The 23,564-nt window shown below is 33.1% G+C and carries 16 protein-coding genes; 6 read left to right on the forward strand and 10 right to left on the reverse strand.

Annotated elements, in window-relative coordinates; all coding sequences use genetic code 11:
* Positions 1–16: 16 nt before the first annotated feature.
* The 4 genes from ATO12_RS05475 to ATO12_RS05490 form a co-directional block, all read right to left on the reverse strand.
* Positions 17–2,779 carry a TonB-dependent receptor gene (locus tag ATO12_RS05475; RefSeq protein ID WP_034239855.1) on the reverse strand — a complete coding sequence of 921 codons (2,763 nt, stop codon included), beginning with the start codon at positions 2,777–2,779 and terminating at the stop codon, positions 17–19.
* A 239-nt stretch (positions 2,780–3,018) separates the two neighbouring features.
* Positions 3,019–4,866 carry a glutamine--fructose-6-phosphate transaminase (isomerizing) gene (gene glmS, locus ATO12_RS05480; RefSeq protein ID WP_034239858.1) on the reverse strand — a complete coding sequence of 616 codons (1,848 nt, stop codon included), beginning with the start codon at positions 4,864–4,866 and terminating at the stop codon, positions 3,019–3,021.
* A gap of 22 nt (positions 4,867–4,888) precedes the next feature.
* Complete coding sequence (locus ATO12_RS05485; RefSeq protein ID WP_034239860.1) at positions 4,889–6,532, reverse strand: DUF4270 domain-containing protein; 1,644 nt, start codon at positions 6,530–6,532, stop codon at positions 4,889–4,891.
* A gap of 20 nt (positions 6,533–6,552) precedes the next feature.
* Positions 6,553–7,362: a glycogen/starch synthase gene (locus ATO12_RS05490; protein ID WP_034239863.1), complete on the reverse strand. Its 810-nt coding sequence runs from the start codon at positions 7,360–7,362 to the stop codon at positions 6,553–6,555.
* Between the two features lie 27 nt (positions 7,363–7,389).
* Here ATO12_RS05490 and panC point away from each other — a divergent pair, with 27 nt between their 5' ends.
* From panC to ATO12_RS05510, 4 genes are read left to right on the forward strand one after another with little or no spacing between them, the layout of a single operon-like run.
* Positions 7,390–8,322, forward strand: coding sequence for a pantoate--beta-alanine ligase (gene panC, locus ATO12_RS05495; protein WP_316932915.1), 933 nt, complete (start codon positions 7,390–7,392; stop codon positions 8,320–8,322).
* A 20-nt stretch (positions 8,323–8,342) separates the two neighbouring features.
* Positions 8,343–8,693 (forward strand): aspartate 1-decarboxylase, encoded by a 351-nt coding sequence (panD, locus tag ATO12_RS05500; protein WP_024768330.1) that lies wholly within the window; start codon positions 8,343–8,345, stop codon positions 8,691–8,693.
* A 3-nt stretch (positions 8,694–8,696) separates the two neighbouring features.
* Entirely contained in the window at positions 8,697–9,662 is a 966-nt protein-coding gene (locus tag ATO12_RS05505; RefSeq protein WP_034239872.1) for a lysylphosphatidylglycerol synthase transmembrane domain-containing protein, read from the forward strand.
* Positions 9,663–9,710: 48 nt separating this feature from the next.
* Positions 9,711–10,856, forward strand: coding sequence for an alpha/beta hydrolase (locus tag ATO12_RS05510; RefSeq protein ID WP_034239876.1), 1,146 nt, complete (start codon positions 9,711–9,713; stop codon positions 10,854–10,856).
* A gap of 70 nt (positions 10,857–10,926) precedes the next feature.
* Here the strand turns inward: ATO12_RS05510 and ATO12_RS25955 are convergent, their stop codons facing one another.
* Complete coding sequence (locus ATO12_RS25955; RefSeq protein ID WP_165583339.1) at positions 10,927–11,091, reverse strand: hypothetical protein; 165 nt, start codon at positions 11,089–11,091, stop codon at positions 10,927–10,929.
* A 163-nt stretch (positions 11,092–11,254) separates the two neighbouring features.
* Here ATO12_RS25955 and radA point away from each other — a divergent pair, with 163 nt between their 5' ends.
* The gene (gene radA, locus ATO12_RS05515; protein WP_034239879.1) at positions 11,255–12,622 is read left to right on the forward strand and encodes a DNA repair protein RadA; all 1,368 of its coding nucleotides are present in this window, start codon (positions 11,255–11,257) and stop codon (positions 12,620–12,622) included.
* On the opposite strand, the gene ATO12_RS05520 is transcribed toward radA, so the two are convergent.
* Complete coding sequence (locus ATO12_RS05520) at positions 12,619–13,650, reverse strand: aldo/keto reductase (RefSeq protein ID WP_034239881.1); 1,032 nt, start codon at positions 13,648–13,650, stop codon at positions 12,619–12,621. The two genes, radA and ATO12_RS05520, sit on opposite strands and share 4 nt — an antisense overlap.
* A gap of 309 nt (positions 13,651–13,959) precedes the next feature.
* Between ATO12_RS05520 and ATO12_RS05525 the strand changes: the two genes are divergently transcribed.
* Positions 13,960–14,283 carry a hypothetical protein gene (locus ATO12_RS05525; protein ID WP_034239884.1) on the forward strand — a complete coding sequence of 108 codons (324 nt, stop codon included), beginning with the start codon at positions 13,960–13,962 and terminating at the stop codon, positions 14,281–14,283.
* 405 nt (positions 14,284–14,688) lie between these two features.
* Here ATO12_RS05525 and ATO12_RS05530 read toward each other — a convergent pair whose 3' ends face one another.
* The 4 genes from ATO12_RS05530 to ATO12_RS05545 form a co-directional block, all read right to left on the reverse strand.
* Positions 14,689–15,402: a DUF434 domain-containing protein gene (locus tag ATO12_RS05530; protein ID WP_034239887.1), complete on the reverse strand. Its 714-nt coding sequence runs from the start codon at positions 15,400–15,402 to the stop codon at positions 14,689–14,691.
* A 73-nt stretch (positions 15,403–15,475) separates the two neighbouring features.
* Complete coding sequence (locus ATO12_RS05535; RefSeq protein WP_205625226.1) at positions 15,476–15,772, reverse strand: phage repressor protein; 297 nt, start codon at positions 15,770–15,772, stop codon at positions 15,476–15,478.
* 433 nt (positions 15,773–16,205) lie between these two features.
* Positions 16,206–19,763 (reverse strand): CHAT domain-containing protein, encoded by a 3,558-nt coding sequence (locus tag ATO12_RS05540; protein WP_034239893.1) that lies wholly within the window; start codon positions 19,761–19,763, stop codon positions 16,206–16,208.
* Positions 19,764–19,942: 179 nt separating this feature from the next.
* Positions 19,943–23,473: a CHAT domain-containing protein gene (locus ATO12_RS05545; protein WP_034239896.1), complete on the reverse strand. Its 3,531-nt coding sequence runs from the start codon at positions 23,471–23,473 to the stop codon at positions 19,943–19,945.
* Positions 23,474–23,564: the final 91 nt, after the last annotated feature.

Below are 23,564 nucleotides of genomic sequence, written 5' to 3' on the forward strand. Positions count from 1 at the left end.
GTTTTTTAATCGTAGCCTATAAATTATTTATTGACAAACCTATATAATACTGGGATCCAATAAATCCAGTTCCGAATGCCGTAAAATATTCATCCCCTCCAATGTTGGTTGCGCCTGCCTTAAGAGTAGTTTTCAATTTTGGAATCTTATAATTTATCTGGGCATCGATAACTGAGAAAGATGGTATATTTCCATTTCCAAATGATGCTTCCCAGAAGTAACTATCACTCCAACGATAACTTGTATTAAAGCCAAAGTTTTTAAACAAATTTGTATGTCCAAGAGTAGCTTTTACTTTATGTTTTGGAGTATTAAAATTAGTTACGAAATCAGGATCTTTATCTTTATCAAAATCTTGTTCGGCATATGTGTAATTAACTCCTAAATCAAAATCTCCAGGAATTCTGGTGTTTACACCAATTGTTGCTCCAAAAGATTTTATATCTACATCTGAATTTGTATAGGCTTGATACACTTTAAAATCATCGTTCTGTAATGCAAGAAGTGATAATGTTCCGTCTCCCACCTGGCCATACAATGGTACAATCACATTTTCATTAGATATAAAATCTTTATACTGGTTATAATACCCGCTTAGATCAATAATAAATTTCTTTACTTTACCACGATATCCTACTTCGAAAGCAGTGATTTTTTCTGGCTCAACAAGGGTTGCACCAGAAGCCTCTGGCGCTCCATTTGCCACAGAGCTAGCAGAAAACGAGTTTTCGTAAGCGGCTCTTCCTGTTATAGTAACAGTATTTGACCCTACAATTGTTTCTCCTGCACCACTTAAATCACTAAATGTCCTTACATCTCTGTCTAGATTATCTTTAGCTGACCCAACTAATATTGCACGTCCTACATCCAAACCAATATATAAATCCTGTGTAGTTGGGTTTCTAAATCCTGTTTGCACAGAAGCTCGGATATTATGATTTCTTTCAGTACCCAGGGTATATCCTATGGATAATCTAGGCGATAAATTACCATCGAACAATTCTGATTTATCATATCTCACAGACCCTGTTACTTTTACTCTTTCATCTGCAATTTTTTTCTGAATTTGTGTGTATGCTCCGTATTCAGAATACCTAATAGGCCCATCAAAATCTGTAAAGATTGTGCCCGAAGAGTTCAATTTATATTCTCTAAACGATCCTCCTACCTGAATATCTGCAAAATCTCCCGTAATATGACTCAAATTATAATTAACGTCTACATGTCTTAGTTGAGTAGCATCTTGAAATTTTGATCCGGTTAATAGATTTGGATCACTGGTTACTGCTTGAAAAGCTTGTCCAAACTCTGGTGTTCCCGGTATAAATCGGCCTGTATCTGCAGTTTGTCTTGCAATAAGATGGGCTTGTTCTGGCAATTGTCCAGCTAATGTTGCCTGAACAAATGCACCTGCATATTCACCAAACCAGGTTTGGTCGTCTTTCCATTTTCTATTAATATTAATTCCGGTAAATCGTATATCATAAGAATCTCCTGCACTTTCATCTGTTAAATACCCTCTAACAAAAAAGTTATTATTCTTAAATTCTAATTTATGCTGCTGTAAGAAAAAGTTGCGAATCGAATATCGATTTGCTCCTTGATAAATTGTAGTTCCTCTACCTACTTTTCCGTTATAAATAATTTCAAAATCATTAGCAAATGGTCTATAGTGCAATGCCGCATCAAATTTTATACTTTCTGCTTTATTAGCATTTAAGTCTTGCTCATTATACCCTGTTCTACTAACACTTTCGTCTGGCAACAGGTTTTCGGCTCCAGCCGGTAAAATCCCTCTATTTACAAGAGCTTCTCCTACACCTCTTATATTTGTACTTACCTCATCTCCATATACATTAAGCCCATCATAATTAGGGTCTAATCTATTTGTAGCCGGGTTTAAAACATTAATGGTATTGGTTGCGAACCAATCTGTACCTCGCAGATACGAGAAATTAGCTTTTGCAGCGAATTTCTCTGAGAACTTATGCGCAAGTCTAATTCCGTAATCATAAAATTCATTATCTCCTGCTGCTTCTTGCGAGGTAATTCCGCCTTTAAAATACGCACTTATCCCATGGTGGTCAAATGGGTTTTTACTCGTCATGAACAGAATTCCATTAAAAGCATTTGCTCCATACAATGCAGAAGATGCTCCTGGCAGTAGTTCTACACTATTAACATCTAGTTCGGTCATCCCTAACAGGTTTCCTAACACAAAATTAAGAGCTGGTGCAGTGTTATCCATCCCATCTACTAATTGAACAAAACGAGTATTTGCAAATGTTGCAAACCCTCTGGTATTAATCGATTTAAACGTTAAACTGTTAGTATTAATATCTACTCCTTTAAGGTTTTCTAATCCATCGTAGAAATCTACCGAAGGTGTATTTTTAATTTCTTTAATTCCGAAACGTTCAACACTCACCGGGGATTCGAAGATACGCTCTGGTGTTCTGGAAGCCGAAATGATTACTTCATCAAGTTCTGTACCTGCTTTCAATATAATTGTTAAACCTGTAGTTTGCGAAGATATATCCATTGATGAGGATTCAAACCCCACAGAACTGGCTATTATTGTAAAAGGGGGTGATTCCTGAACTGTTAAAGTAAAAATACCGTCAAAATCTGTTACTGTTCCCGAAGAAGAGTTTTTTAATGTAATATTAGCTCCAGGAATAGGCTGGTTACCGTCATCAACAACCTTTCCGCTAATTGTTGTTTGTGCAGTAGCAATAATGCATACCATCATCATTATTACTAATGTAATTTTTTTCATGCCCCTAAGTTTTAATAGTTATGACAACAATATACGTTTTTTTAACAATCATTCAATAAAATAGCTAAAACTTTGTGATTTCATTACTAAAAAAACCATTATACAACATTATCATCATTTAAGGTTTTTTGTTTATAATTCTACCTTTATTAAAAGTTCTAATAAAAGCTAAAAACCCTATCCGAAAAATTTTCAGATAGGGTTATATATTTTAGTTGATCTTTATTTAAGAGAACTCGCTATTCTACGGTTACAGACTTTGCAAGATTTCTTGGTTGATCTACATTTTTATCCAACATGACCGCAATATGATATGACAATAATTGCAGTGGTATAGTTGCAAGAAGAGGTGTTAAAAATTCTTCTGTTTCTGGTATTTCAATAACATGATCAGCCAGTTCCTTTACAGTAACATCTCCTTCTGTAACAATCCCGATAATCTTTCCTTTTCTGGATTTAATTTCCTGAATATTACTCACCACTTTTTCATAGTGTCCTTTTTTGGTCGCTATTACAACAACTGGCATTTGTTCATCAATTAATGCAATTGGTCCGTGTTTCATTTCTGCGGCCGGATATCCTTCTGCATGTATATATGATATTTCCTTCAATTTTAAAGCTCCTTCTAAAGCAACAGGGAAATTATATCCTCTACCTAAATACAGGAAATTTTTTGCATCTTTATAGGTATCTGCAATAAACTTAATGTGATCATTAGACTCTAAAGTTTTTTTAACTTTTTCTGGAATTCTCTCTAATTCCTGCAAGTAATAATGAAAATCACTATTAGAAATTGTTCCTTTTCTCTCTGCCAGTTTTAATGCTATTAAAGATAGCACTGTTATTTGAGTAGTAAATGCTTTAGTAGAAGCGACTCCTATTTCTGGTCCGGCATGAGTATAAGCTCCGGCATGAGTTTCTCTAGAGATTGAGGACCCCACTACATTACAGACTCCAAAAACAAAAGCTCCATTTTCTTTAGCAAGTTTAATTGCAGCCATTGTATCTGCTGTCTCACCACTTTGTGATATTGCAATTACAACATCATCCTGATGTATTACCGGGTTTCGATATCTAAACTCTGATGCATACTCTACCTCGACAGGTATACGAACCAATTCTTCAAAAATATATTCTGCTACTAAACCAGCGTGCCATGAAGTACCACAAGCAATAACAATAATGCGTTTTGCATTTAATAATTTAGCAAGGTTATCATCGATACCTGCCATTTTTATAATCCCTTCTGCAACTCTCATTCTACCTCTATAAGTATCACTAATCGCATTAGGCTGCTCATAAATTTCTTTGAGCATAAAATGATCGTATCCTCCTTTTTCTATTTGCTCGAGATTAATTTGCAATTCTTGTAAATATGGATCTACAAGTTTATCGTCTTTAATACTCCTTACCTTAACTCCCTTATTCCTTCTCACAACTGCCATTTCACCATCTTCGAGGTAAATTGCATTATTCGTATATTCTATAAAAGGAGATGCATCAGAAGCAATAAAAAATTCATCTTCACCAACACCAATAGCTAGTGGGCTACCCAATCTTGCGACAACAATTTCATCTGGTTTTTGCTTATCAAAAACAGCTATTGCATAAGCCCCTATGGTTTGATTTAAAGCAATTTGAACTGCTTTACCCAATTTTACATTTTCTTTGGTCTTTACATCTTCTATAAGATTTACCAATACTTCTGTATCGGTTTCTGAAGTAAACGTATACCCTCTATTTATCAACTCTTTACGAAGAGCGTCATAATTTTCTATGATTCCGTTATGAATCATTACCAAATTACCCGAGTTAGAATAATGCGGATGCGAATTTACATCATTAGGAACTCCGTGTGTAGCCCATCTGGTGTGTCCTATTCCTATAGTTCCTTTTGTAGGAATTTCTTTTAATAATCGCTTTTCCAGATCTGCTACTTTTCCTTTGGTTTTAGACAATTTAATGTCTTTTCCATCGTAAAGAGCTATCCCAGCAGAGTCATAGCCTCTGTATTCTAATCTTTTTAACCCTTTTAAAACAATTGGATAGGCTTCTCTATGCCCTATGTACCCTACAATTCCGCACATAATTTAAGTTTTTAAAATATTGTTAGTTTTCCTTTGATGATGTATAAAAAATATCAAGTTTTAAACGTTTTGATTCGGGAACATTTACTCCATTTCCGTAGAGCACTGTCCCTTCATGGGAAACTATTGATGAGGAGGGAATTATCTCATTCTTAGTTGTGGGGGTATCACCTATTGCGTTTGTTATTATATTTACGTTTTGAGACACTGACACTCCTAGTTTAGCATTTTCAATTTCACCTTTTAAAATGTTTAGGACATGTTGTGTCATTTTTATTCTATAAAATTCTCCATTCTTATCAGAATCACGACTGATTCTTCCCAAATGGTTAACGACAGAAGTCAATGGAGTTTCTACACTAGCACTACCATCCAGAAAATAATCAAGAAGAACTGCTCCTGTCTCAATATTAAATATGAAGATTCTTTCGGGTTCTGTATCTCCTCCAGTTACTTTATTCTGGTTGATATATAATTTTAGACTTGCATCGTTAATTAACCAATCTTGTCTTTTTAAGAAACTAAGCTCATTTTCTTCTTCACCATTTTCATTAGTAATATTACCTCCAAATAAATCGATCACTGCATATGAACCATCACCTCCTTTTAGATACAAATTATCCTCTCCGTTTACCGTATCCTGATTCTCCTCTTTTAGCTCTTCTGCAATCGTTGGATCTAAAGTAGTTTTTATAGCGTTTATAAAAGTATTAGTAAAATTTAAATCCAGTTTATCCTGCTTAGTTGTAGTAACATCATTTGAGGTTTCTTCAAAACTATAATAAAGGGTTATCTGAGCATTTCTTGTGTTAAGATATACTAAATTTCCATTATTATTTACAGGTTCTACCTTAATATAAATTCCTCTAAAATAATTTCTGAAATTATTTACATTACTAAGTTCTGGGCTACCTGCTTTATCCAGGAACAATGTTGAAAACAGAGTTTTTGCTTCATCCGGAAGCTCAACCCTTAATCTAGGAGTTAATCTCTCCCTTTTGGTTGTAGTTTCCCCATTGGTTACGGTTTCGGTTGTTGTAATAATTTCTTTAGCAGAAGGAACAAAATTATTATTGGTGTATAGCAACGTTTGTTCTACTTCTGCTCCAAAATTAGTTTCGACATCATTAGAATAAAAGACTTGTCTTTCATTAGATTCTGGATCAAAATCTCTTAAAAAGTAATTAGATTTATACAACGACAGTTTAACAGGTTGGTTTCCATAAATTGAATCTAATCTATAGGTAGTTGCTGTCTCTGTAACATTACCTATCTGAACCGATGCTGTGCTTATCGCAGTACTAATATATGGTAAACTAAAAACAACACTGTCTAATACTGGATTAGTTCCGAAAGTTGGATTTAATTTTGAGGGTTGAATCTGAGATAAAATACTATATACCGATTGTCCATATATAGGATCATTATAGACTCCTAATAAATTAGAATGCGTAGTTCCTTGTTGATCAATTGGTAAACTGTTTGTACGTACTCTTTCGAATTTTTTACTATATGCTATCGGAACTGCAGAGTACTGTTTGTCTTCAAAATTAACGTCTCCAACAACCTCACTACCAACAGAATCAAAATCATCGTTACAAGACAAAAAGCTAAAAACAACAGCTACTATAACCGTTATTCTAATTAAAATATTCTTCAATTTCATAAATAATTTCGTCGTTTTGCTTACACCAATACCTCTGTCTGATAGAAGGTTTCATAGGCATCAGCAAATTCATCTGGTTTTTTATATTCTAAAACTGGTTGGTCTATTGTTTTTAAATGTTCAACAAGCTCAGATGGGATTTCTTCAGACCCCACAATAATAGCATCTGAATTATCAACAGCCACCTTCATAAGATTACTATATGTTGGTTGAGCTAAATCACTTATTTTTTCTTCATCTATCCCATCAAACTTCACTTTTTCCATCATATTCTTATCCAATATGCCATCATAACCATTATCATACACCGAAGTAACAATTTTACTTTGACCAAAAAGAGGTTCATTAGCATAATAATTCTTTAAGTATAATGGCAAAAGAGAAGCTAACCATCCATGTACATGAATCACATCTGGTGACCAGTTTAATTTTTTAACTGTTTCAATCACTCCCTTGGCAAAAAAGATTGCTCGCTCATCATTATCCGGAAATAATTTTCCTTCTTCATCGGTTAACGTTGCTTTTCTTTTAAAATAATCTTCATTATCGATAAAATAAACTTGCATTCGTTCTTTTGGAATCGAAGCAACTTTAATAATAAGAGGCATATCCAAGTCATTAATTACTAAATTCATACCCGAAAGCCGAATTACTTCATGCAACTGGTGCCTCCTCTCATTGATATTGCCATATCTAGGCATAAAAATTCTTATTTGCCCTCCCTTATTGTTTACCATTCTTGGTGCTTCAAAAGACATAGATGAGATTTCAGTCTCTGGCAGGTAAGGTATTACTTCTGATGATACATACAATATCCTCTTATCTTTCATATAATCGATACTTTTATCGTCCTCCTTTTGGAATTAATTTTGCAAAATTACGAAAATTTATGCAGTCTGCCAGTAATATCTTATTTTTGCACGCCTTTAAGTTATACACCAATGCGGGTACACGGAAAAAGACGAGATATACTAAACGATGTTGCAGCTTTTAATAAGCAAAACAAAACTATTGGATTTGTTCCTACAATGGGAGCATTGCATAAGGGCCATCTTGCACTGATAGAAAGAGCTCTCAAGGAAAATCAAAAAGTTGTAGTTAGCATTTTTGTAAACCCTACACAATTTAATACTAGCGAAGATTTAGTTAATTATCCCCGAACTTTGGATGCTGATATTGAACTTTTATCCAAATTATCTAAAGAAATAATTGTATTCGCTCCAACCCCAAAAGAGGTGTATGGAGATGAAATGTTATCAATTAAATATGATTTTGAAGGGTTAGAAAATGAAATGGAGGGCAAATACAGACCTGGTCATTTTGATGGAGTCGGGACTGTCTTAAAACATTTCTTTACTATTGTTAATCCAGGTAAAGCCTACTTTGGCGAAAAAGATTTTCAACAACTTCAAATTGTTAAAAAATTAGTTGAAATTGAAAAAATGTCAGTTCAAATTATTGGCTGCCCTATTTATAGAGAAGAAAGTGGATTAGCTTTAAGCTCACGAAATAAAAGGCTTAATCAAAAACAGCTTAGCGAAGCTCCTCTGATTTATTCAACTCTGAAACAAGTAAAAAAAGACTTTGGCACAAAAAGTGTTACTACCTTAAACAAATGGATATCAGAACAATTCGAAAACAATGATGAGTTAAAATTAGAATACTTTGAAATTGCAAAGGTATCTGACTTAAAGTCCATTAAACGAAAACAAAAAGACACTAAATACAGAGCTTTTATAGCTGTATTTGCAGGAGAAATAAGACTCATTGATAACATTGCCCTAAATTAAAAAATAACTAACTTTGTAACATGTTTGTACACGTAGTAAAATCAAAAATTCATCGCGTTAAGGTGACTGGTGCCGATCTTAATTATATAGGTAGTATAACAATAGATCAAGATCTAATGGATGCTGCTAATATTGTTGAAGGAGAAAAGGTACAGATTGTAAATAATAATAATGGAGAGCGTTTAGAAACTTACGCTATCCCGGGACCTAGAAATAGTGGTGAAATTACATTAAATGGTGCTGCCGCTCGAAAAGTAGCAAAAGGAGACGTATTGATACTAATCACCTATGCCATGATGGATATTGAAGAAGCCAAAAACTTCAAACCAAGACTTCTTTTTCCTAACGAGGAAAATAACTTATTAAAATAGATAGTGAACCCTAAACTTATAAAGTTTCTTAAAATTATACTCCCTTTAGCATTGGGAGTTTTTTTAATTTGGTATTCTATCGCTTCGGCAACCCCAGAAGAAAGACAAAAAACGCTTCAGTATATTACACAAGCAGATCCTAAATGGATTATTCTTTCTGTAATCATGGGAATTATCTCCCATATCTCAAGAGCATACCGGTGGAAGTTTTTATTAGAACCTTTAGGATACCCAATCAAGCTATCAAATAGTTTTATGGCTGTTATGGTGGGATACCTTGCGAATCTGGGCATCCCAAGATCCGGCGAAATTCTACGTGGTGGTACGATATCAACATATGAAGGTGTTCCTTTTAAAAAAGCTTTTGGAACCATTATCTCAGAACGAGTTATTGATTTGCTTATGCTTTTATTAGTGATTGGTATCACACTACTTTTTCAATCAGAACTTCTTTTATCATACTTAGAAGAAAAAATTGCAAGCCCTTTTATCACTCTTGCTATTTTACTAGGACTACTACTTGTCGGAATACTATTTCTGAAAATCATAAAAACTTCTAGTAATCCAATACTTATCAAATTGCGAAATTTTGGAAATGGTCTTCTAGAAGGAGTAAAAAGTATTTCTAAGATAAAGCAAAAAGGAGCTTTTGTGTTTCACTCTTTTCTTATATGGACACTTTATGTCTTGATGTTTTATGTTATTAAATTTACGGTTCCCGAAACTACCTCTTTATCTATAGGTCCTATATTGGCCACCTTTGTAGCAGGATCATTTGCCATGTCTACTACTAATGGAGGCATTGGTGCATTTCCTATCGCTATTGCTGCAATTTTATTACTTTTTGATATCGAAAAACCAGCAGGAGAAGCTTTTGGCTGGATATTGTGGGCCTCACAGACCGCAATAAATATAATCATTGGGGCGTTATCCTTTTTGTTTCTCCCTATTTTAAACAGAGAACCATAAGGAAATAATTTATATATTGTCCCTTGCTTAACCTTAATCCTAATACTTATGAAAAAAAGTGTGACTCTTATTATAGCTTGTATTTTTGCTGTTTCCAGTTATGGACAAACAATATATGAGTCTTTCAGATCTATCAAATTAGACCAAAGTAGAGAGTTAAAAATTCAGCTTCCGCGTAATTATAAGAAAAATGAAGACAAAATATACCCCTTGATTATTGTTCTTGATGGGGATTACTTATTTGAACCTGTTGCCGGAAACGTAGATTATTTTTCCTATTGGGAAGATATGCCAGAATCAATTGTTGTTGGTGTTAACCAAAGAAAAACCAGAGAAGATGATTGCAGGTATGATACTGCAGAGTTTTTACCTACGCTAAAAGGAGCAGAATTCTATGAATTTATAGGACAAGAACTAGTTCCTTATCTTAATGAAACTTATCGTACTGCACAACTTAAAATTATTGTTGGGCATGATTATACTGCTAATTTTATAAATTACTTCTTATTTAAAGACAATCCAATTTTTCAGGGATATATATGTATTAGTCCAGAATTAGGGCCACCAATGGGGGATCGAATTTCGAGCAAATTAGAAACCTCTTCTGATATTTGGTATTATCTGGCTACTGCAACTAATGATGCCGACAATATCAAAAAGAGTCTCATTGCATTAGATGAGAAGTTATCTGTAATAGAAAATCCTGAAATGAGCTATCTCTTTGATAACTTCGAAGAATCTTCTCATTATACTTTGGTTGGAAAAGCTATTCCTAATGCTCTCGAAGGTATTTTTGAAATGTATCGCCCTATAAGCAAGAAAACATATAAAGAAGTTCTTCTTACACTAGAAACTTCGCCCTATGACTATCTTGTAGATATGTATAAAACTACAGAAAAACTATATGGTATTAAGCGTAAAATAAGAATCAATGATTTTGTTGCAGTATCTACTGCTCTCGAAAAAAAGGAAAATTGGTCTGAATTAGAACCATTAGGTAAGCTAGCTATAAAAGAGCATTCTGATTTAATGCTAGGATATTATTATTTAGGTATGTTCTATGAACAAACAGGAGAGCCTAAAAAAGCTATGAGAGCTTATGAAAGTGGTTTTCAACTTTCTGAAGTTGCTTTCTTAACCAAAGATTATATGCTGGATAAAGTTAACAAAATTAAAGAAGATTTTGGTTGGTAAACCTACCAGCCACACGCATAAAAAAAGATCCTGTTTTCAGGATCTTTTTGTTTTTTAAATGCTATTGATTTTAACAAATCATACATTCGATATAACACTCGTAAGGTGTCTGACCCGTTTGCATACAGGCTCCCATGCATGCACGATCAATACAGTTGGGTCTTCCCCCTCCGTTAATTTCTTTTTGAGCAATTTTACATATTGGTTTTACCCCTGTTAATTTTAGAATTTTCATGATTATATACTATTATTGGTTAAGTACTAAATATACTATATTTTTAATTAAAAAAGTTGGTTTTTGAAATCCAAACAAAAATATTTGATCCTTATTTTACGAGTTCATTTTTGTATACTGTATTATTAAAATAATAGTATTTTTACACTCTTATCAATCTTCTATGGCTAAGACCAAAACCGTTTTTTTCTGTCAGAATTGTGGCGCACAATATTCTAAATGGCAAGGGCAATGTACCTCTTGTAAAGAGTGGAATACTATTGCCGAAGAAATCGTTCAAAAAGCTTCGACCAGTGATTGGAAAAGTGCTACATCTAGTCCTAAAACAAATAGAACAGCTAAGCCCTTACGAATTTCAGAAATTGACACTAGCCAAGAAGCCCGGTATAATACTGATGATGCCGAACTAAATCGGGTACTCGGAGGAGGATTGGTACCTGGTTCTTTAACACTACTGGGGGGTGAACCCGGAATAGGAAAAAGTACATTGTTACTACAAATTAGTCTTAAATTACCCTATAAAACTTTATATGTTTCTGGAGAAGAAAGCCAGCAACAAATCAAGATGCGTGCAGAACGTATTCACTCTAAAACAGACAATTGCTTAATTCTTACCGAAACCAAAACTCAAAATATCTTTAGGCAAATTGAAGAGACTGAACCCGATATTGTTATTATAGACTCTATCCAAACCTTACATAGTGATTATATAGAAAGTAGTGCAGGAAGTATTTCACAGATCAGAGAATGCACTACAGAATTAATCAAGTTTGCCAAAGAAACGGCAACGCCTGTACTATTAATTGGTCATATCACAAAAGATGGCAATATCGCTGGCCCGAAAATTCTGGAGCATATGGTTGATACCGTACTACAGTTTGAAGGAGATCGAAATCATGTATACAGAATTTTGCGTGCTTTAAAAAACAGATTTGGGTCTACCTCTGAGTTAGGAATATACGAGATGCAGGGAAGCGGTTTACGAGAAGTTACGAATCCCAGCGAGATTCTAATTTCTAAAAAAGAAGAAGAACTAAGTGGTACTGCTATAGCTTCTACCGTAGAAGGTATGAGGCCGCTCATGATAGAAGTACAAGCTTTGGTGAGTACTGCGGTATACGGGACCCCGCAACGCAGTGCAACAGGGTACAATCTTAAACGCCTTAATATGATCCTGGCAGTTTTAGAGAAACGTGCTGGTTTTAGGTTGGGAGCCAAAGATGTATTCCTTAACATCACAGGGGGCATCTCTGTAGATGATCCTGCAATTGATCTGGCGGTTGTTGCTGCGATATTATCCTCAAGCGAGGATATTCCTATCCCCAAAGATTTTTGCTTTGCCGCAGAGGTTGGCCTGGCAGGAGAAATACGCCCGGTAACCAAAGTAGAGCAACGTATACAAGAAGCAGAGAAACTAGGTTTCTCTACTATCTTTGTTTCTAAATACAATAAAATATCCCTACAAAATACTCGAATTCAGATTCAAATGGTTACCAAAATCGAAGATGTAGTTGAGTTTTTATTTGGTTAAGGAGCAGGATTAGGGTTATTTTCATGAACTGCCTCAATCTCATCTAAAATCGCATCAGAAAGGGTGATATCGATACTACCAATATTTTCTTTTAACTGATCCAGTGATGTAGCGCCAATAATATTGCTGGTTACAAAAGAACGATCATTTATAAACGCCAAAGCCATTTGAGTTAAGCTTATACCATGTTTTTTTGCTATCTCATTATACGCTCTTGTCGCTTCAAACGATTTCTCATTATGATATCTAGAAAATTGCGGAAATAAGGTTACTCTGGCATTTTTTGGGGTTTCCTCGAGATATTTCCCTGTTAATTGTCCAAAACCAAGAGGAGAGTAGGGTAAATGCCCGATATTTTCGCGATGTAAAACTTCGGTAAGACCTACTTCATCTTTTCGGTTTAACAAATTATACGGGTTTTGAACTGTAATCATTTTTGGGGCTCCTTTTCGAGCTTCTTCAACATAGCGCATTACTCCATAAGGTGTTTCATTAGAAAGACCTATTTGTCTTATCTTTCCTGCTGCAACAAACTCCTGAAGATAATTTAATACTTCACCAAAATTGTCTTCCCATTGCTCTGCTTCGTCATGTGTATAACCTCTAACTCCAAAGAAATTGGTATTTCGTTCTGGCCAATGCAATTGATACAGATCGATATAATCAGTTTGTAGGCGTTGCAAACTTTTATGTATCGCATCAGTAAATTCTGCTTTTGTAAAACCACCCGTACGAATATGATTAACAAAATCTCTCGGGCCTACAATTTTTGTAGCAATAACTACCTCATCCCTTTTATTTGTTTTTTTTAGCCATGTCCCGATAATTCTTTCTGTACTTCCCTGGGTCTCCTTATTTGCCGGTACAGAATATAACTCTGCCGTATCAATAAAATTAATCCCTTTATCGATAGCATAATCCAACTGCTGGTGTCCTTCTTCTTCGGTGTTTTGCTCTCCCCAGGTCATGCTTCCCAGGCATATTTTACTTACTCGTATATCTGTACCAGGTAATGTAGTGTACTTCATTCTTTTGGTTATAAATTTTTAAGTTGAGAATATAAATTCATGATCAAAAGTAGAAACTCTTCTTTTAGTTAGTGTAAAAATTATCATAATAAATCTGATTAAGACGCAATCTATGCTTCTGCATCTTTTCTTTTCCAAATGTGAAATAAATCTACAATCGGCAGTCCAGATCAACAGTTTTGAAACGATAAGTTAAAAACATAAAAAAACACAAATAACTAATATTCAGAATCTTAAATACTATTTCGTATTCTGGAATGATAATTTCTGTTTATATCATAAAAAATAACAAAACTAATTCTAAAAAACATGAAAAAGATAAGTATCATAACTGCTATATGTGTTGTTCTATTTTCATTCGAAACCGTATCTGCACAAGAAGTCGAAGAAGTTCTACCCATTACTAAAACAGAAGCTTCTACCAATCAGCAAGATTATAAACAAGTTAAAATAGACAAGCTTTCTGAAATTATTAAAGCTGCTGTTGAAAAAGATTTTCCAGAAGCTCGTATTTCTGAAGCTTATACCGACAAGATTGGAAATTACAAATTAATCCTTGCTATAGGTAACGACACTAAAACGGTATATACCAACGCTAGGGGAGAATGGTTTGATCCAAATAAAAAAGGGTGATACCAAGTTACTGACTTCTTCCTTATTTTAACCAGAAAAGAGCTTCTTATATAAGAAGCTCTTTTTTTAACCAAAAACGGATACGACTACCCCTTGCCGCATCCGTTTCACACACTAAACCAACCTAAAATTATTCCTCCAACATCCATCAAATATATTTTAGGAATGAACCTATATTATCTTTTTTCTATACCTAAACACTACATTTCTTCCTTTCGAATTTTACTTTTTTTTAACCCTTGTTCCAAGTTTAAATAGTAGATAAAGTGTTTATATGCTCATTGGTTTACTCAAAAGTAAAGCACAATATTATTTTACAAAACACAGAATGAGTGAGTGGTAGTTTTGAGTTAGGGAACTCTTATTTCGAAGTATTATACCAAACAAATATCTTACTTAGTTTGGTTATTCTGCACATACTATATTCGCCTGCTGGATATGATGATCAATGAGATAAGCGGCCAGATTCGTATTTTTTTGTGCTCTATCCAATATCCACGCATCTGAGCTTACTACAATATGTGTTGAACTTGCCAATTCCTTATCTGGGTTATTAACCAAATCTATTTTCCAGGAAAAATGATATTGCTCTGCTAATTCCCGAAGTGTTGTTTTTAATCGTCCGCTATTAGAAACCGGAGCGTCAAAATACCAGTGTACCTTACTTACTCCAAGTTTATCAAGTGTATTTCCTATTATTAGAAGAGCTTCTTCTGTTTTCTGAACTCGTTTATAGGTACCATGAACACCAGATACATCGCGATAATATCCATCAAGTCCTTTAAAAATATATGCTCCAGACAAGGCGCTTTCGAGAATAATCAGTAAGTTAAATCCGTCTATTGCTATGGTTTGCCCTTTTAACATTTTTGGCATTACCCCATTTTTATTACGAATCGCAATTTGTTGTTTACTACAACTCATACCATGCAAAGCCCTTTGTTGTCGTGCATTAAGTCTATAGCGATTCCCCACCAATTGTACAGATGATTTTTCTGCATAACCACGAGAAAGGAGATACAACATATCTTTTGCTGCTGCTTTTAATTTTTCCTGCATCGGTAACTCTCCAAACAATCGATCATCACTAGCTTCTCTTCCTCTATTGCGGGTAGTCATTTAGATTTACTTTGTAAAATAGTATATAAATAAGTGGTGTATATAAACAAAAAAAGCGCTCTCAGCGCTATCTCTATGGCATTGGTAATATTTCGATTACCTTACCATATACATTTTTGGTCCACCCGTTAAGGCGTCCTCGGTTATTACCGATTAGTAATCCTCGTTTAGCATTTTTTCCTTTAACCAAATGCGTAAAACAGTTCCCTCTCACTTTACAAAAAACAATATCTCCTGCTTCGCAATCTTCCCAGTGTACGGGTTCAAGTAGTACAGGTTGTTTTGATTTTAAGATGGGTAACATAGAATTACCAGGTTCTTTGGAGACAATAGTCTCACCATTCAATAGTTTTTGAATTTTCCAATTCATCATACATAGTTTTAAAAATTAAACATAAATTCATAAACTATGGAGTATGGTGTTTTATCTCAATTTTGAATTCCAAAGAACTTGTACAAAAGTAAGTATTTAACTTGAATTATCCATAACTCTTAAGTAATGGTCGGTTTTATTTAAGGGAATGTATAAACCTGACGTAATAAAATTCACGTCAATCAGAGTGATTTTTGATAGAAAATTGTACTTCGACCAAGCTCAGTAGAGCTATCGAAGACAAGTGAATTTTTCATCAAAAGCCTAATTTCGATACAATTTTTCTCCGCTTCACTACGAAAAACCACTCAATTTGACGGCTTTTTTAGGTCAAATCCTTACATAAAAACTCAGATTATAACATAATAGCCCATCGATAAGCCTGTCCTGAGTTTATCGAAGGGCTCAGTACAAGCCTGCAAAAGTATATCTATAATTCTACATTCTTTATTCTCCTCCTATACAAAAACACAACCAAAAGTATAACTGCTACAGCTCCTAATCCTAAAACCCAATACAGTTGGGTATTGTTATTAAACTGCATTGCTGTAGTATCTCCTACCAAGTAAAACCCTCCCCAATAAAAAGGTTCTGCCAGGTATTCAAACTCTTTAGAGTTTATATACTGTAGCTTGGCTTGTTGTAAAGCTTTATCTTTTAACATTCCTTCCTTCAAATTAGCATAAAAGTATTGCATTAAAGCTGGTGTAGTTTCATCAGAAACTGCCCAACTTGTTAGCAATAAACTTTTAGTTCCAGCGTATTGAAAAGCAGTACCTAAACTCATAATCCCTTCTCCTTTGGCAATCTTACCTGTTCCTGTATTACAGGCACTAAGTACCGTAAGCTCTGCAGGAATATTTAATGCAAACAATTCGTGAGAGTATAGCAGGTTATCTTCAAGGCTATCTTTATTTTTTGTAAAAAAGAGTTTCGAATTTTCAGGTCTTTCGTTATTCACTTCCCCATGTAAAGCCAGATGCAATATATTGTATTGATTTACATTTTTCTTAAAATTAGCTTCTGTTGCTTCAGATCCATAATAGTATTGACCATCGATAATATCAGAAATGGCTTTGATTTCTTTTCTGGTACCTGGTAGATCTGTTCCAGCACTTCTAAGAATTTTAAAGCTAATTAATGGTTTGGAAATGGTATCTGTTGTATTAGAAAAAGAAAAGGCAAGACATTCTTGTTTCAAATCATCTTGCACAGTTGACGTTTGTTGATCAAATAATAAGTTTGTTGAATTCGCATAGGTTATAGCATAGTCTTTGAGTAGAAGAGCATACTCTTTAGGATGAATGATTGTATTTTCTTCTTCAGAATAGCTATAATCTGTTAATAACAGATCAAAATTAAGATACCATAGGGGTCCGTCGGGGATAATAATTAGTCTATTTCCTTGTAATTGATCTTGAATAGGTTCAATCAATGTTTTATACAGTTGACACCCTTCCTTTTGGTATATATTTAAGTTTTTATCGGTAATGGTTTTTCTAAAAGATACAATGTCTTTTTCTAGTGTAGGTGTTTTTAATTCTTGTACATTAATATTATTCTTAGAAACAGTAAAAGCATAGGTAACACTATCTGCCGTAAAAAACTCCAATACAGTAGTTTTATTGTCTAATTGTTGTTGAACTTTTGATACAGTTACAATATCATTTTTATACTTAAGTTTATAGTATTTAGGATATTCTTTTTCTAGAACATTTGTTAAAGAATCTTGTCGTCTGTTAATAGTGAATAATTCACTTTCATAATGAGTTATTTTTGAACTGTCAATTTGTTTTTCAGACTGTTCTTCTATTATTTTTGATTGATAAAAAGAGTTATAATTTCTTAATTTTTTTTCTAAAGCCACTATTTTTTCGGGTAAACCGGCAAAGTTCTTTGCTTTAGAACTCGTAAGAGATTCTTTTAAGGTATTCGATTTACTTTTTTCTGCGTAATAAAAGGCTTCTTCTAAGGCTTTTGAATCTTTTTGATTTTTATATACTAGTAATTGAGCAGTGATTGCTCCATGATATACTTCTTTGACTTTTTTAGAAAAAACGATTTTATCTTTATAATTCGTATGAGTTTTTCGAATGTGATTGATTAATGTATCTGCTTTTTGGTAAGCAACAATAGCATTGTTAAGATTATTGTTTTTATGGCCTTGCTTGTATAAGGCTACATATGTTTTGGCTTTACCTTCTGATATTATTAATTGTTTTTTTAAATCAAGGTAATTATTAATAGAATTAAGAATATAAGTGTCATTCGTCTCATTTTTGATATTTGCTTTTTCAGCTTGTTCAAAATTCAGTATAGCTCCTTGATATTCTTTAGATTCAAAAAACGTTTGCGCGATGTTAATATAGGATTGTGCAATAAATTTATTGGGGCTGGAATATGCTTTTTTACGAATCTTTAAAGATTCCTTAAAATAGTCTATCGCTTTATCATACTTATCTATCTCTCGATTTAAATTACCTAATTTGTCTAAAATGGATGTGATTTCGTAATAATCAGTTCCGTATCTGTTTTGATTTATCGATAAGGCTTTCAGATAATATTTGGAGGCATTTTTATAATCTTTTTTGGCGAGGTTAATATTCCCAATATGAATATACGTTGTTGCAACTTTTGGATGCTTTTCTCCATAGTTGTTTAGGGCAACAGATAGATCTTTATTAAATAACTCTAATGCTTTTTGGTATTCTTTTCTTACAAAATGCATTCTTGCAATTCCAAACGAAGCTGTAGCTACCTGATAATGATCTTCTCCAAATTTTTGAATAGCTATATCACGTGATTTTTTATAGAATTGCATCGCTTTTTCATAACTTCCTTCCTCAGACAATGCATTTCCGATGCTATTATAAATTTTACCAATATTCGCATTTTTCCTTCCTTTATTTAAGTATATTTCTAGTGATTTGTATTGATACTCTAATTTTTTATTGTTAAAACCCATTTTCCCATATAATAAACCTAAGCTATAGTATGTATTGGCTACATAAATATTTTCTTCTCCAAATAATTCAAGTTCTAATGCTAATGCTTTTTCATAGAAGCGAATAGATAAATCATATTTTCCAGTATCCTTATATAAAGTTCCAAAATCATAATATAGAAATGCTAGATTTTCACGATTTTCGGCTTTCTTATTGGTGCGAATTTTTAATGCTTTTTTTAAAAGGCGTTCTGTTTCTTCATACTCTGAAAGATACTGATAAATATCTGCAAGCCTAGAATATAATTTGGCTAATTGGATGTGATTTTCTCCATAAGTTTGAATATTAATTTCTATTGCTTTTTTATAATAAGATATTGCCTCATGGTACTTTCCTTGATTGTTATACACCAGAGCAATTCTAGAATAAGATTCGGAGGTAATAACATGGTTCTCCCCAAATACTTTAATTCTTATATCCAGGCATTTTTTATAATTTTCTAAAGCTTTTAAAATTAAACCCTGTCTATGGTATAACACCCCTATTTTATCAAAGGATAGTGCTATACTTTCATGATTTTTAGGAAAAATTTTGTTTCGTATTCGAAAAGCCTTATTAAAATATTCTGCTGCGGTCTTATAATCAGATATACTTTGCTCGTAATAATGTCCTATATTATCATATGCATTAGCTTTGTGCTTATTATTACTTTTTAAATATTGATTGCAAATCTTTAGTGCATTATTTGCACTTTCTAAAGATTCTTTAAAATCAGACTTGTACTTCTGAATACTGGATATTTTATTATAACAATCAGCTACTTTTCCCCAAACGGTTGCTTTTTCATAAATAGGTAGTGCTTTATTAAAATATTCGACTGCATTTTTTAAATTTCCTTCTGTAAATAATGAATCCGCCTTTTTAAAGTATTGTGAAGCCAATAAAGTATCTTTTTTTACTTGCGCATGAGTAGTATATGGTAGAATCGTGAAAAAAGTAATCCAAAAAAGAAGAACTGAAAAAGTCAATTGTATTTTTTGCATGGATAGCATATTTAGTTGATGGGTAAATAACCAGAAACGCTAGTGTAGTGGTTATAGTATTGTTATGTTTATTTCCTATGTCCTTTTATATAAAAAAATGAATTCGATTGTAAAACACTTAATCATGGATCCCAGTTCCGTTCTTCAACGGGATGACAACTCAAATAATTAAACAAATATCAAGCATTCTTTATTCTCCTCATATACAAAAACACAACCAAAAGTATAACTGCTACAGCTCCTAATCCTAAAACCCAATACAGTTGTGTATTATTGTTAAACTGCATTGCTGTAGTATCTCCTACCAAGTAAAACCCTCCCCAATAAAAAGGATCGGTACGATTGATATTAGCTGTGCTTAGGTATTGTAATTTTGCCTGTTGTAAAGCTTTTCCTTTATGCATACCTGCCTTAAGGTTGGTGTAGAAATATTTCATTAACCCTGGTGTGGTTTGATCCGATACCTCCCAGCTGGTGAGTAACAAACTTTTGGTTCCCGCATACTGAAAAGCAGTTCCCAAACTCATAATCCCTTCTCCTTTGGCAATCTTGCCACTACCGGTATTACAGGCACTAAGCACTGTGAGTTCTGCAGGGATATCCAGAGCAAACAACTCATGGCTATAGAGCAGATTATCTTCTATGGTGTCTTTACTCCTGGTAAAATAGAGTTTAGAGTTCTCTGGGCGTTCGTTATCTACCTCTCCATGTAGTGCCAGGTGTAAGATGTTGTATTGACCTGCATTGCTCTTAAAATTAGCTTCTATAGCCTGTGATCCAAAATAGTATTGCCCATCGATGATATCAGAAATGGCTTTAATTTCTTTACGAGTGCCTGGTAGATCATCACCAGCATCTCTTAGAGTGGCCATACTCATTGTATGCATCTCTGTAGTTTGAGTACTATCTGAAAAAGAAAACGCCAGACATTCTTGTAATGGTTCAGTTGTCAGATCACTTTTAAAAGTGGTAAACAACAGGTTTGCAGAATTGGCATAAGTAACCGCATATTTCTTAAGCAAATACGATAAGAGAGCTGGATTATTAGAATCGTCTTTTTGAGTGAGTACTAACTCAAAATTAAGATGCCATAGGGGGCCATCGGGGATTATGATGAGTTGATCCCCGGTTAATTTATCGTTAACCGGTGTTATAAGTGTATTATACAAGGCATATGCTTGTTGTTTATATGCTCCTGTGTTTTTGGCAATAATACTTTTACGAAATGCCTCAACTTGCTCGGTAAGTTTTGGAGTAGATAGTTCTTGTACACTAATATCATATTTAGAAATTGTAAAAGCATAAGTGATACTATCTCCTGTAAAAAACTCTAACAAAGTTGTTGTATCATCAAGTTGTTGTTGAATATCTGACACACTTACAATATCGTTTTTATACTTTAGCTGATGGTATTTGGGGTAGTTTTTTTCTAAAACCAGGGTTAATGAATCCTGTGTTCGGTTAATATCGAATAGTTTATTCTCATAATAGGTAACTTTTGAAGTATCGATCTCTTTTTCTGACTGCTCTTCTATGATTTTAGATTGATAAAATGATCTATTGGTTCTTAGTTTTTTTTCTAATATCACTAAGTCGTCAGGTAATACTCCGAAGTTTTTTGCATTAACATCATTAAGTAATTCTTTTAAGGTATTGGCTTTGCTCTTTTCGGCATAATAAAGAGCTTTCTCCAACAATTGTTCGTCTTTTTGGGAAGTGTATAATAATAAATGTGCTGCTATTGCATTTTGATATATTTCTTTTGCTTGCTTTCCAAAATGCACCTTGTCTTGATAAGTGGCCAAGCTTTGCCGTATATTATACATTACCAAATCTACTTGTTCATAGGTCTGAATAGCATTTTTAAGATCTTTAATATCATTATTTTTAAGATATAAATTTGTGTAAGTTTCGGCTTTACCATTTAGAGTAGTTAATAGAACATCTACACCTATATAATCATTAAAAGAGTTTCTATTATTGGGATATTGGGTTTTGTTTTTAGAATTGGCTTTCTGTGCTTTTGTATAATGATCCAATGCATTTTGATATACTCCAGATTCAAAATAAGTATGTGCTATTTTATTATAAGATTCTGCAATATATCTATTGTTTTTATCATATAGCCTTTCCTTGATTTTTAAAGATTTCCTAAAATAGTAGAAGGCTTCATCGAAAAGACCCATTTCTTGTTTTAAAGACCCTATTTTATCCAGAGATTCTGCTATTTCTGGATGATCATTGGTATATGTATTTTGGTATATATTTAAAGCATTTTCATAATACTGTAATGCTTTTTCATATTGTTTTTCAATAGTGAAAACATCTGCAATGTTACTATATAATTTTGCAATTTTTGGATGATCATTACCTCGATTTTTTATCTCAATATTTAAAGACTTATTATAATAATCGAAAGCTCTTTTGTAATCAGCTTTTAATGTATACACAATAGCAATATTGATATAAGCTGTTGCAGTTTGATAATGATCTTCTCCCATAATTGAGATGGCGATGTCCAAAGATTTTTTAAAATAGTACAATGCTTTTTCGTATGCTCCTTTATCAATTAATGTAGTACCAATACTGTTATATATTTTACCCAGATTAGGGTGATTTTTTTTCTTTTCAAGATAGGTGTTAAGAGATTTTGTAAGATAATCCATTGCTATATCATAATCTCCTATTTTCTTAAATAATAATCCTAAGCTAAAATACGTGTTCGCAACATGAATACTTTTATTGTCAAATAACTCTATATATAATGCTAGTGCTTTTTGATAATAACTCTTAGACAAATCATATTTTCCAATATCTTTGTATAGCATTCCTAAAGTGTAATATAAATGTGCTAAGTTTTCACGATTCTCAATATTACTATTCATCCTAATTTTTAGTGCTTTTTTTAAATGAAATTCAGCTTTTTCATATTTAGCAATATAGATGTATATGTTTCCAAGGCTATAATGAACTCCAGAAGTTTTAATATGGTTCTTGCCGTAAGTTTGTGTATTAATTTCTAATACTTTAGTATGATTAGATATTGCTTCCTGATATTTACCTTGTCCTTCATATATCATCCCTATTCTATCATAGGATTTTGAAGTGATAATATGGTTTTCTCCAAAAATATTAAGTCTTATTTTTAATGTTTTTTTATAATACTCTAAAGCTTTAGCAATTAACCCTTGCCTATGATGTAAAACTCCAATTTTATCATACGACAATGCTATATCTTCATGATTTTTGGGGAAAATTATATTACGAATTTTTAATGCTTTGTGAAAATTCTCAGAGGCAGTTTTAAAATCTGATACACTTTGTTCATAATAATGGCCAATATTATCATAAGCATGTGCCTTTTCTCTAGTATCTTTTGGTAAATATTGATCACATATTTCTAATGCAGTATTAGCATTTTTAAATGATTCTTTAAAATTAGAAGCAAGTTTTTGTATGTGCGATATTTTATTGTAACAACTCGCTACTTTTTCCCATAATTTATCCTTTTGATATAATATAAGCGATTTTTTATAGGATTCGATAGAATTTTTATACTTCGCTTCTATCAACAAAGAATCTGCTTTTTTATAATATTGAGCAGCTAACAAAGTATCATTTGTGACTTGTGCCTGAGTAGTATGTAACAATAGCATACTTAAAATAATAGAAAAAAAGGAGGTTAGAAAAATCGATGCTAATTTTTTCATAAGAGAGCTTTAATCAATAAACGTAATTATAGTTTTATATTTTATCACATACATAGTTCTATCTCTTTAAAGAGAAATGTACTGTTCTAAA

Source organism: Aquimarina atlantica, assembly GCF_000626715.1.
In the GTDB taxonomy this organism is placed as follows: domain Bacteria; phylum Bacteroidota; class Bacteroidia; order Flavobacteriales; family Flavobacteriaceae; genus Aquimarina; species Aquimarina atlantica.

Coding starts and splice junctions, on each gene's coding strand:
- ATO12_RS05510 (WP_034239876.1), top strand. CDS start 9,711: ATGAAAAAAAGTGTGACTCTTATTATAGCTTGTATTTTTGCTGTTTCC.
- glmS (WP_034239858.1), bottom strand. CDS start 4,866: ATGTGCGGAATTGTAGGGTACATAGGGCATAGAGAAGCCTATCCAATT.
- radA (WP_034239879.1), top strand. CDS start 11,255: ATGGCTAAGACCAAAACCGTTTTTTTCTGTCAGAATTGTGGCGCACAA.
- ATO12_RS05535 (WP_205625226.1), bottom strand. CDS start 15,772: ATGAATTGGAAAATTCAAAAACTATTGAATGGTGAGACTATTGTCTCC.
- ATO12_RS25955 (WP_165583339.1), bottom strand. CDS start 11,091: ATGAAAATTCTAAAATTAACAGGGGTAAAACCAATATGTAAAATTGCT.
- ATO12_RS05485 (WP_034239860.1), bottom strand. CDS start 6,532: ATGAAATTGAAGAATATTTTAATTAGAATAACGGTTATAGTAGCTGTT.
- ATO12_RS05475 (WP_034239855.1), bottom strand. CDS start 2,779: ATGAAAAAAATTACATTAGTAATAATGATGATGGTATGCATTATTGCT.
- ATO12_RS05540 (WP_034239893.1), bottom strand. CDS start 19,763: ATGCAAAAAATACAATTGACTTTTTCAGTTCTTCTTTTTTGGATTACT.
- ATO12_RS05525 (WP_034239884.1), top strand. CDS start 13,960: ATGAAAAAGATAAGTATCATAACTGCTATATGTGTTGTTCTATTTTCA.
- panD (WP_024768330.1), top strand. CDS start 8,343: ATGTTTGTACACGTAGTAAAATCAAAAATTCATCGCGTTAAGGTGACT.
- ATO12_RS05490 (WP_034239863.1), bottom strand. CDS start 7,362: ATGAAAGATAAGAGGATATTGTATGTATCATCAGAAGTAATACCTTAC.
- ATO12_RS05545 (WP_034239896.1), bottom strand. CDS start 23,473: ATGAAAAAATTAGCATCGATTTTTCTAACCTCCTTTTTTTCTATTATT.
- ATO12_RS05520 (WP_034239881.1), bottom strand. CDS start 13,650: ATGAAGTACACTACATTACCTGGTACAGATATACGAGTAAGTAAAATA.
- ATO12_RS05530 (WP_034239887.1), bottom strand. CDS start 15,402: ATGACTACCCGCAATAGAGGAAGAGAAGCTAGTGATGATCGATTGTTT.